Origin of the sequence: Kitasatospora sp. LaBMicrA B282, from assembly GCF_050325825.1 — a bacterium.
Taxonomy (GTDB): Bacteria; Actinomycetota; Actinomycetes; order Streptomycetales; family Streptomycetaceae; genus Kitasatospora.
This window is the reverse complement of record NZ_JBNQTI010000241.1, coordinates 1-9,394: the sequence shown is the minus strand read 5'-3', so window position 1 is coordinate 9,394 and position 9,394 is coordinate 1. Positions and strand designations below refer to the sequence as shown.

Below are 9,394 nucleotides of genomic sequence, written 5' to 3'. Positions count from 1 at the left end.
CGCGCACGAGCCGGCGGGGGCGCGCCGGGCGGGGCGGGGCGCCAGGTCGGCGCGCAGCCCGGTCCGCCGGTGCCGGAGGCGGCCCCGCTGCCCACGCCCGACCAGTCGGCCGTCTAGGGCGGCGGGTCTCAGGGTCGTTCGGCGCAGCGCCCGAGCGTGTAGCACAGCGTCGGCGCACGCCCGGAGCGCCGCACCCGAGGCACACTCTTTCGACTGAACCTCGGAGGCCGACCGCTACCGTGCCGCGGACCCCGCCGCAATGCTGTGGCCATGACGGAAAGCCCGGAGAACGTCCCCGCGTACCGCACCATCCGGATGTCGCCGCCGCACGCGCCGGTGGCGGCCCTGGCCGACCTGGAGGCCTGGCAGGCCCGGGACCCGTACCCGGAGGTGCGCGGCGCCGGCCCGGCGTTCGGCATCGCCTACGAGCTGGAGCACGGCGGCTGGCGGCTGCGCCCGCACTTCGGCGACCCGGATCCGCAGGACGCCCGGGACAGCCTGGCGGGGTACTTCCGCAGCGAGGCCCACGAGGCGGAGCAGGCCGGCGACGACACCCGGAAGGCCGCCCTGCTGGCCGCCGCCGAGCGGCTCGACTGGGAGCCGATCGACGAGGTGACCGTGCTCGGCACCCGCCACCGGGTGGTGCGCTGCGAGCGCTTCATCCGCACCGGCCCCGACGGCCCGGAGCCGCCCCGCCCGAGCGACCCGGACCCCTGTCCGCCCGGCCTCTCCCACCGCGAGCCGGACCCGGCCGACGGCTTCGTGATCGACCCGATCGCGGTGACCGGGCTGTCCGAGGGGATCCTCAAGCTCGAACTGCTCGGCCTGGTCCACCCGGTCGGCCCGATCGACCGCGAGGTCAAGGAGGACGGCATCCAGGCCGCCCACAGCCACCCGGGCGGGGTGCTGCTGCCGCCGGTCTTCATGGTCGCCGAACGGACCGCCTTCGGCTGGCAGCCCAGCACGGCGGCGGTCGCCAAGACGCCGCAGGACGCCCGCGACTCGATCACCTTCGCGCTGCGGGTGATGGACCCGGTGCGGCGGGCCCTCGGCACCGAGCAGCGCGCCGAGTACCTGCGGGCCGCCGAGGAGCTCGACCGGACCCGGGCGGACAGCCTCGACGTGGCCGGCCGGCACCTACGGGTGGTCCGGGTCGAACGGCTGGTCCGGATCGGCCCGGACGGCCCCGAGGGCCCGCGCCGCTCCGACCACAGCACGCAGCCGCCGTTCCGGGTGCACGACCAGCAACTGCGGGCCCAGGGCCTGATCCCCGACGACGAGGACGAAGAACGGCCGCTGGAACTCACCCCCGAGATGGAGGAGATGAACCGCCTGATGGAAGCGGAGTCCGAACGCCGCCGCAAGCTGCTCGCCGAGCACGAACAGCGCCACCGAGGCCGCCCGCGCAAGGCGAAGAAGAGCAGGCGGCGGTAGCGGCGACTCGGGCCGCTCAGGACGGGGCGCGGCCGATCTCCAGTAGCTGGAGGGCGAGTTGGACGCCCTCGCGGCCCAGGCCGTGGCGGTAGAGCTGGAGCAGTTCGTTCTCCTTGGTCAGCTCGGTGCCGGGCAGGCCGTGCGCGCGGCGCAGCGCCTCGATGGCCGCGACCAGCTCGGTGCGCCGCCGGACGATCAGGATCAGCGACCGGTCGAGCGTGGCGAGCTCCCGCTCGAGCGCGGTGAGTTCGTCCTGCCGCTCGGCGGCGCGAGTCGGAACGGTGGTCGACATGTCAGGCCTCGGCCTTCTGCGGGGTCCCGCGGTGGGTCGGTGCGCTGCGGGGCGGTTCGGACCGCTGCTGGGCCCGGGCCAGCAGCAGCGCAGCACCGGCCGCCAGAGCGGCCGCGCCCAGCGACCACCAGAAGGTGTCGGTGTAGGCCGCCAGTTGCCGGCCGGTGCTGTCCCCCGCGCCGTCCAGGCCGTTCTGCAGCACCGCCACGAAGACCGCGGTGGCCACCGAACCGCCCAGCCGTTGCAGCATGTTGAGCTGTGGTGAGGCGTCACCGAGCTGCGCCGGGTCGAGGGCCCGGAAGGCGGAGGTCATCGCCGGCATCACCGAGAGCCCCGCGCCGAAGCCGGAGACCAGCATGGCCGAGCCGATCACCGGGTACGGGGTGTCCACCCGGAGCAGCACGAACGGCACCGCGGCGGCCAGGCTCAGCGCGGCCCCGAGGAAGGCGGTGCGCCCGCCGCCGAGCCGCTCCACCGCCCGCCCGGAGAGCCAGGTGGCCGCGGCCGCCCCGGCGCTCGCCGGCAGCAGCAGCGCCCCGGTGGTGACCGGGTCGGCGTGCCGGACGCTCTGGAAGTACAGCGGCATCAACACCATGCCCGCGTACATCCCCATCGAGAGGAAGAGCGTGGTGAGCGAGGCCGCGCGGAACACCGGGTCACGGTAGAGGCGCAGGTCGAACAGCGGGTGCGCGGTGCGCAGCGTGCGCAGTACGAAGAGCACCAGCAGCAGCCCGCCGCCCAGCAGCGCGAGCAGCGCGCCCGCCGAGGTGTGCCGGCCGACGCCGCCGAGCCCGTAGGTCAGGGCGACCATGCTGGCGGAGATCGCCGCCAGCCCCACCGGGTCGAGCGGCGCCGCCTGCTGCGGACGGTCGGGGCGCAGCAGGCGCAGCGCGCAGAGCGCCGCCAGCAGGCCGACCGGCAGGTTGACGAAGAAGATCCACCGCCAGTTCGCGTAGTGCAGCAGCAGACCGCCGGCGAACGGCCCGAAGACCGGCGCGAGCACGATCGGGACCCCGACCACCGACATCACCCGGGCCAGGTTCCGCGGTCCCGCCGCCCGGGCCAGGATGATCTGCCCGATCGGCATGATCATCCCGCCGCCGAGGCCCTGCAGCACCCGGAAGGCGATCAGCTGCCCGGCGCTCTGGGCGACCCCGCAGAGCGCCGAGGCCGCCGTGAAGAGCAGCACCGCGAAGAGGTAGCTGCGCTGCGCCCCGAAGCGGCGGGCCGCCCAGCCGGAGGCCGGGATCGCCGCGGCGACCGCGAGCAGGTAGGCGGTCACCACCCACTGGATGGTGTCCAGCGAGGTGACCAGCCCGGCGGCCAGCGCCTTGAGGGCCACGTTGACCACGGTCGAGTCGAGGAAGGACATGGTCGCACCGAGGATCACCACGGTGGCGGCCTTCCAGACCTCCGGACTGAGCCCCGGGGTGGCGGGTGCGGCCGGAGCCGCCTCGGTGCGCCCGCTCATGCCGCCACCGCCCCGCCGGGGCGCAGCGCCGGCCGCAGTCTCCGCAGCCAGTCGTCCACGGCCCCGGCCGCCGTGCCGGCCTCGGTCTCCAGCATGGTGAAGTGGTCGCCGCCGACCGTCACCGCGGTGTGCGGCAGCGGCCAGGCGGCGTGGTGCTCCCCGGTCAGCGAGCGCTCGGCCCGCACCAGCAGGGTCGGGGCCTGGCCCGCGGCCGGGGTCCAGCCGTGGAAGTGGGCGAAGTAGCCGCCCATCGCGGTCAACCGGTCCTCGGTGGTCCAGCCGAACTCCTCCTCCCGCTCGAACATGGCGCGCACCATCCGGGCCCGGAAGGCGGGGGCGGCGGCGTCGGCCGGCAGGAAGGTGTCCAGCAGGACCAGGCCGGTCGCCGGGTGGCCGAGTTCGGCCAGCCGGGCCGCCACCTCGTGCGCCGGCCAGCCGCCGGAGGAGTAGCCGGCCAGGGCGAACGGCGCGCCGTCGGTGGCCCGCAGGACCGACCGGGCGACCAGCTCGACCAGTGCCGTAGCGCTCGAAGGCAGCCGCTCGCCCGCCAGGTAGCCGGGCAGCGCCAGGGCGGAGACCCGGCGGCGCCGGCCGAAGCCGGCCGCGAAGCGGGCGTACTGGTGCGGGCTGGACATCGCGGTCAGCGAGGGCAGGCAGATCAGCTCCGGCTGTGCGGGCCCGTCGGCGAGCCGGACCGGGTCGAGCAGCGGCTGCTCCTGGCCCACCGCGGTCGCCGCGAAGGCCGGCCGCAGACTGGCTGCGACCATCAGCAGGTCGGTCGCCGCCACCACCTTGCCGTCGGCGCAGGCCTGCCGGTAGAGCGCACCGATGGTGTTGCCCGGCTCCGCCGCGGCCACCGGCTGCTGCCGGCCGGCCAGTTCGGCCCGCAGGTGCTCGGCCAGCAGGCGCGGGGTCGGGTGGTCGAACACGGCCATGGCACCGAGGGTGAGCCCGGTGGCGGTGTTCAGCCGGTTGCGCAGCCGGACCGAGGTCAGCGAGTCGAACCCGAGCTCCAGGAAGCGTAGTTCGGGGTCGACCTGCTCGGCACCGGGGTAGCCGAGGACGGCGGCGGCCTGGACCCGGACCAGGGTGAGTGGATCGGTCGGGTCGACGGCGGGCGCGGCGCCGCGAGCGACCGGCTCGGGGGCGACGGGCACCAGCTCGGCGAGCAGCGGCGGCAGGCCCTCCTCGCGGGCCTGGGTGCGCAGGGCGGGCAGGTCGAGGCGCATCGGGACCAACACCGCATCCCCCACCCCACGCGCCGCATCGAACAACGCCAAACCCTCAGCCGTCCCCAACCCCACCATCCCACCCCGAGCAATCCGCTCCACCCCCACCACATCCAACCCCGCCGTCATCCCCGAACGCTCCGCCCACAACCCCCACGCCAACGACAACCCAGCCAAACCCTGAGCCCGACGCCACTCCACAAACGCATCCACAAACGCATTCGCCGCCGCATACGCCCCCTGACCCGGCGCACCCAACACCCCCGACGCCGACGAGAACACCACAAACACCTCAAGATCCAAACCAGCCGTCAACTCATGCAGATTCACCAACCCCTCCACCTTCGCCCGCAACACCCGAGCCAAGGTTTCCTCCGTCAACCCCTCAACCACCCCATCCCCCAACACCCCCGCCGCATGCACCACACCCACCAACCGCCCCTCCACCCCCGCCAACACCCCAGCCAAAGCCGCCCGATCACCCACATCACAAGACGCCACCCCCACCCACTCCGCACCCAACCCCACCAACTCACCCCGCACCTCATCCACCACACCCGCATCCACCCGGCGCGACACCAACAACACCCGACGCACCCCCAACACCCCCACCACATGCCGCGCCACCGCCCGACCCAACACCCCCAACCCACCCGTCACCACCACCGTCCCACCCGAACAGAACACCCCACCCCCACCTGACCCCACCGCCACCCGCACCAACCGCGGCACAAACACCCCACCCCCACGCACCACCACCTGCGACTCCACCCCAACCCCAGCAACCACTCCCGCATCCACCACCACCCCACACTCCACATCCACCAACCCAAACCGCCCCGGATGCTCCGACTGCGCCGACCGCACCAACCCCCACACCGCCGCCCCCACCGCATCCGGACCACCCACCAACCCAAACCCCACCGCACCCCGCGTCACAAACACCACCCGACCACCACCAGCCAGCACCCGCCGCACCACACCCAACACCCCACCCAAAACCCCCAACACCCCACCCGACACATCAACCTCCACCACCTCAACATCCCCCACCACACCCCCACCACCAATCACCCCACCACCAACCACCCCAACCTCCCGCCACTCCACCCGGAACAACGCGTCCCGGATGGCGAGTTGGTCCACCGCCAGCGGACGCAGCAACAGCGAGTCGACGGAGGCGACCAGGGCGCCGCTCTCGTCGCGCGCGGTGAGCGCGACGGCGTCCGGCCCGGCCGGCGCGATCGCCACCCGGAGTGTGGCTGCGCCCGCCTGGTGGAGCGAGACGCCGGTCCAGGCGAAGGGCAGCCGCACGCCGTCACCGTCCAGGAAGGAGCCGAGACCGATCGCGTGCAGGGCGGCGTCCAGCAGCGCCGGGTGCACGCCGAACCGGCCGGCCGCCGCGCCGTCACCATCCAGCCGCACCTCCGCGAACACCTCCGCACCCCGCCGCCAGGCCGCCCGCAACCCCCGGAACGCCGGACCGTACGCCAGACCGGCGTCGGCCAGCCCCTGGTAGAAGTCGCCCAGCTCCAGCGGCTCGGCGCCCACCGGCGGCCAGCTCTTGTCACCGGCCACCGTGGGTGCCGGCGCCGGGGCCAGCGTCCCGGCGGCGTGCCGGACCCACTCCCCTTCCCCCGTCCGGGCGTAGACGGCGAGGGCGCGCCGGCCGCGGGGGTCGGCCGGGTCGAGGGAGAGTTGCAGCTGCACCGCCCCGGAGGCGGGCAGCACCAGCGGAGTCTCCAGGGTCAGCTCCTCGATCCGCTGACAGCCGGTCTGCCGCCCGGCCTGCAGGGCGAGTTCGACGAAGGCCGTGCCGGGCAGCAGCACCGTGCCGTGCACCGCGTGGTCGGCCAGCCAGCCGTGCGAGCGCAGTGACAGCCGCCCGGTGAGCACGGTGCCGGCCGAGCCGGCGAGCGGGACGGCGGCGCCGAGCAGCGGGTGGCCCACCGCCTCGACCCCGGCGGCCGCGACGTCACCCGGCGCGGTGCCCCCGGCCAGCCAGTACCGCTCGCGCTGGAACGGGTAGGTCGGCAGCTCCACCCGGTCGGCGCCGGGGTAGACGCGGTCCCAGTCCACCGCGACGCCGCGGACGTACGCCTCGGCCAGCGCGCTCATGAACCGCAGGGCGCCACCGTCGCCGCGGCGCAGCGTGCCCGAGGCGGGGGCGTCGAGGCCGGGCGCCAGCACGGGGTGCGGGCTGACCTCGATGAAGGCGTGGTCCTGCCGGGCCAGTTCGGCGGCCGCGTCGGCGAACCGCACCGTCCGGCGCAGGTTCCGGTACCAGTAGCCGCCGTCCAGCTCCGGCCCCGCCAGCCACTCCCCGGTCACCGTGGAGAGGAAGGGGACGTCCACCTCGACCGGGTCCAGTCCGGCCAGCAGCTGCGCCAGCTCGTCCTCGATCGTGGCCACCTGTGCAGAGTGCGAGGCGTAGTCCACCGGCACCCGGCGGGCTCCCTCGACCCGATCCAGCAGTTCCTCCAGCGCCGCCACCCCGCCGGAGACCACCACCGACCGCGGGCCGTTCACGGCAGCCACCGAGAGGTCCTCGCCCAACCGCCCCGCGCCCAGCAACTCCTCGACCTCGGCGGCCCCCAGCGGCACCGCCGCCATCCCGCCGCGGCCAGACAGCCGCTCGGCGATCGCCCGCGAGCGCAGCGCCACCACCCGCGCCCCGTCCGCCAGCGAGAGCCCGCCGGCCACCACCGCGGCCGCGATCTCCCCCTGCGAGTGACCCACCACCGCGGCCGGCTCCACGCCGAACGAGCGCCACAGTGCCGCCAGCGACACCATCACCGCCCAGAGCGCCGGCTGCACCACGTCCACCCGGCCCAGGGCCGCCTCGTCGTCCAGCACCTCGAACAACGACCAGGGCACGAACGGCGACAGTGCCCGGTCGCACTCCGCCAGCCGCTCCGCGAAGACCGGGGAGACCTGCGCCAGCTCCACGGCCATGCCCACCCACTGCGCCCCCTGCCCGGGGAAGACGAACACCGGCTTGCGGGCGCTCCGGGCGGCCCCGGTGACCACGTGCTCCACCGGCTCGCCGGCGGCCAGGGCGCGCAGGCCGGTGCGGAAGGCGTCCAGGTCGGCGGCGACCACGGCGGCCCGGTGCTCGAAGGCGGCCCGGCCGGTGGCCAGCGAGCGGCCCAGGTCGGCGGCCGAGAGTTCGGTCTGTGCCGTCAGGTGGTCGGCGAGCTGCCGGGCCTGGGCCCGCAGGCCGTCGGCGGACCGGGCGGAGAGCAGCCAGGGCAGCACCTCGCCGGCGGGCAGCGGGGCCGGGGCGACCGGGGTGGTCGCCAGGGCCTCGGGTGCCTGTTCCACGATCACGTGCGCGTTGGTGCCGCTGATCCCGAAGGAGGAGACGGCGGCCCGGCGCGGCCGGTCGGTGCGCGGCCAGGGCCGGGCCTCGGTGAGCAGCTCGACCGCGCCGGAGGCCCAGTCCACGTGCGGGGTCGGCTGGTCCACGTGCAGCGTCTTCGGCAGCAGGCCGTGCCGGATCGCCTGGACCGTCTTGATGATGCCGCCGACACCGGCGGCGGCCTGGGTGTGGCCGATGTTCGACTTCAGCGAGCCGAGCCAGAGCGGCCGGTCGGCCGGCCGTTCCCGGCCGTAGGTGGCGAGCAGCGCCTGGGCCTCGATCGGGTCGCCGAGCCTGGTGCCCGTGCCGTGCGCCTCGACCAGGTCGACCTGGTCGGAGCCGAGCCCCGCCTGGGCCAGCGCCGCGCGGATCACCCGCTGCTGGGCGGGTCCGTTGGGCGCGGTCAGCCCGTTGCTGGCACCGTCCTGGTTGACCGCCGAGCCGCGGATCACCGCGAGCACCTGGTGCCCGTTGCGCCGGGCGTCGCTGAGGCGCTCCAGCAGCAGCAGGCCCACCCCCTCGCCCCAGCCGGTGCCGTCGGCGGCGGCCGCGAAGGACTTGCAGCGGCCGTCGGTGGCCAGCCCGCGCTGGAGCGAGAACTCCACGAAGGTGGTGGGCGTGGCCATCACGGTGACGCCACCGGCCAGCGCCAGCGAACACTCGCCCTGGCGCAGCGCCTGCGCGGCCAGGTGCACGGTGACCAGCGAGGAGGAGCAGGCGGTGTCGACCGTGACGGCCGGTCCCTCCAGGCCGAGCGCGTAGGAGACCCGGCCGGAGAGCACGCTGCCGGCGTTGCCGGTGCTGAGGTAGCCGTCCACGCCTTCGGGCAGTTCGCCGAGGCCGGACGCGTAGTCGTGGTACATGATGCCGGCGAAGACGCCGGTGCTGCTGCCCCGGACGGCGGTCGGGTCCACCCCGGCGTGCTCGAAGGCCTCCCAGGCGGTCTCCAGCAGCAGCCGCTGCTGCGGGTCCATCGCCAGCGCCTCGACCGGCGAGATGCCAAAGAAGCCCGCGTCGAACTCCGCCGCGTCGTAGAGGAAACCGCCCTCCCGGACGTAGGAGCGGCCCGGCGCGTCCGGGTCGGCGTCGAAGAGGCCGTCCAGGTCCCAGCCGCGGTCCTCCGGGAAGGCGCCGATGCCGTCCCGCCCGGTGGCCACCAGCTCCCAGAGGTCCTCCGGCGAGCGGACGCCGCCCGGGTAGCGGCAGGCCATGCCGATCACCACGATCGGGTCGTGCTGCGCCGGGCCGCCGGCCCGGGCCGCCGGTTCGAGCGCCGCGACTGGTTCGGCGGCGCCGACCAGCTCGGTGCACAGGTGGGCGACCAGGGCCGCCGGGGTGGGGTGGTCGAAGATCAGCGTGGCGGGCAGCCGCAGGCCGGTCTCGGCGGTCAGGCGGTTGCGCAGCTCGACCGCGGTGAGCGAGTCGAAGCCCAGCTCGGTGAAGGCCCGGTCGACCGCCACCGCGGCCGTGCCGGTGTGACCGAGCACCGCCGCGACCTGCCCGTGCACAAGGTTGAGAGGGATGCTCTGGGACCAGGCGTGGCTCGGTTCCTCCCCGTCACTGGTGGCGGGCTGTCGCACCGGCTCCCGCACCAGGCCGCGCAGCAG

The 9,394-nt window shown here is 74.9% G+C and carries 4 protein-coding genes and 1 pseudogene; 1 reads left to right on the top strand and 4 read right to left on the bottom strand.

Annotation, left to right across the window (positions count from 1 at the left end; genetic code table 11):
* Positions 1 to 270: 270 nt before the first annotated feature.
* Positions 271 to 1,434: a DUF5954 family protein gene (locus ACQRUO_RS36600; RefSeq protein WP_428320489.1), complete on the top strand. Its 1,164-nt coding sequence runs from the start codon at positions 271 to 273 to the stop codon at positions 1,432 to 1,434.
* 16 nt (positions 1,435 to 1,450) lie between these two features.
* Here the strand turns inward: ACQRUO_RS36600 and ACQRUO_RS36595 are convergent, their stop codons facing one another.
* The 4 genes and pseudogenes from ACQRUO_RS36595 to ACQRUO_RS36580 form a co-directional block, all read right to left on the bottom strand.
* On the bottom strand, positions 1,451 to 1,726 hold the full coding sequence (locus ACQRUO_RS36595) for a hypothetical protein (protein WP_428320488.1): 276 nt from the start codon (positions 1,724 to 1,726) through the stop codon (positions 1,451 to 1,453).
* 1 nt (position 1,727) lies between these two features.
* Positions 1,728 to 3,197, bottom strand: coding sequence for an MDR family MFS transporter (locus ACQRUO_RS36590; protein WP_428320487.1), 1,470 nt, complete (start codon positions 3,195 to 3,197; stop codon positions 1,728 to 1,730).
* On the bottom strand, positions 3,194 to 8,239 hold the full coding sequence (locus tag ACQRUO_RS36585; RefSeq protein ID WP_428320490.1) for a type I polyketide synthase: 5,046 nt from the start codon (positions 8,237 to 8,239) through the stop codon (positions 3,194 to 3,196). The genes ACQRUO_RS36590 and ACQRUO_RS36585 overlap by 4 nt, the downstream gene beginning before the upstream one ends.
* 87 nt (positions 8,240 to 8,326) lie before the next feature.
* Positions 8,327 to 9,295: pseudogene (locus ACQRUO_RS36580) on the bottom strand (beta-ketoacyl synthase N-terminal-like domain-containing protein); the annotation flags it as partial.
* Between the last annotated feature and the right edge of the window lie 99 nt (positions 9,296 to 9,394).

What these genes read in the sequence shown, in the direction of transcription:
- ACQRUO_RS36600 (WP_428320489.1), top strand. Translation starts at nt 271, where the DNA reads ATGACGGAAAGCCCGGAGAACGTCCCCGCGTACCGCACCATCCGGATG.
- ACQRUO_RS36595 (WP_428320488.1), bottom strand. Translation starts at nt 1,726, where the DNA reads ATGTCGACCACCGTTCCGACTCGCGCCGCCGAGCGGCAGGACGAACTC.
- ACQRUO_RS36590 (WP_428320487.1), bottom strand. Translation starts at nt 3,197, where the DNA reads ATGAGCGGGCGCACCGAGGCGGCTCCGGCCGCACCCGCCACCCCGGGG.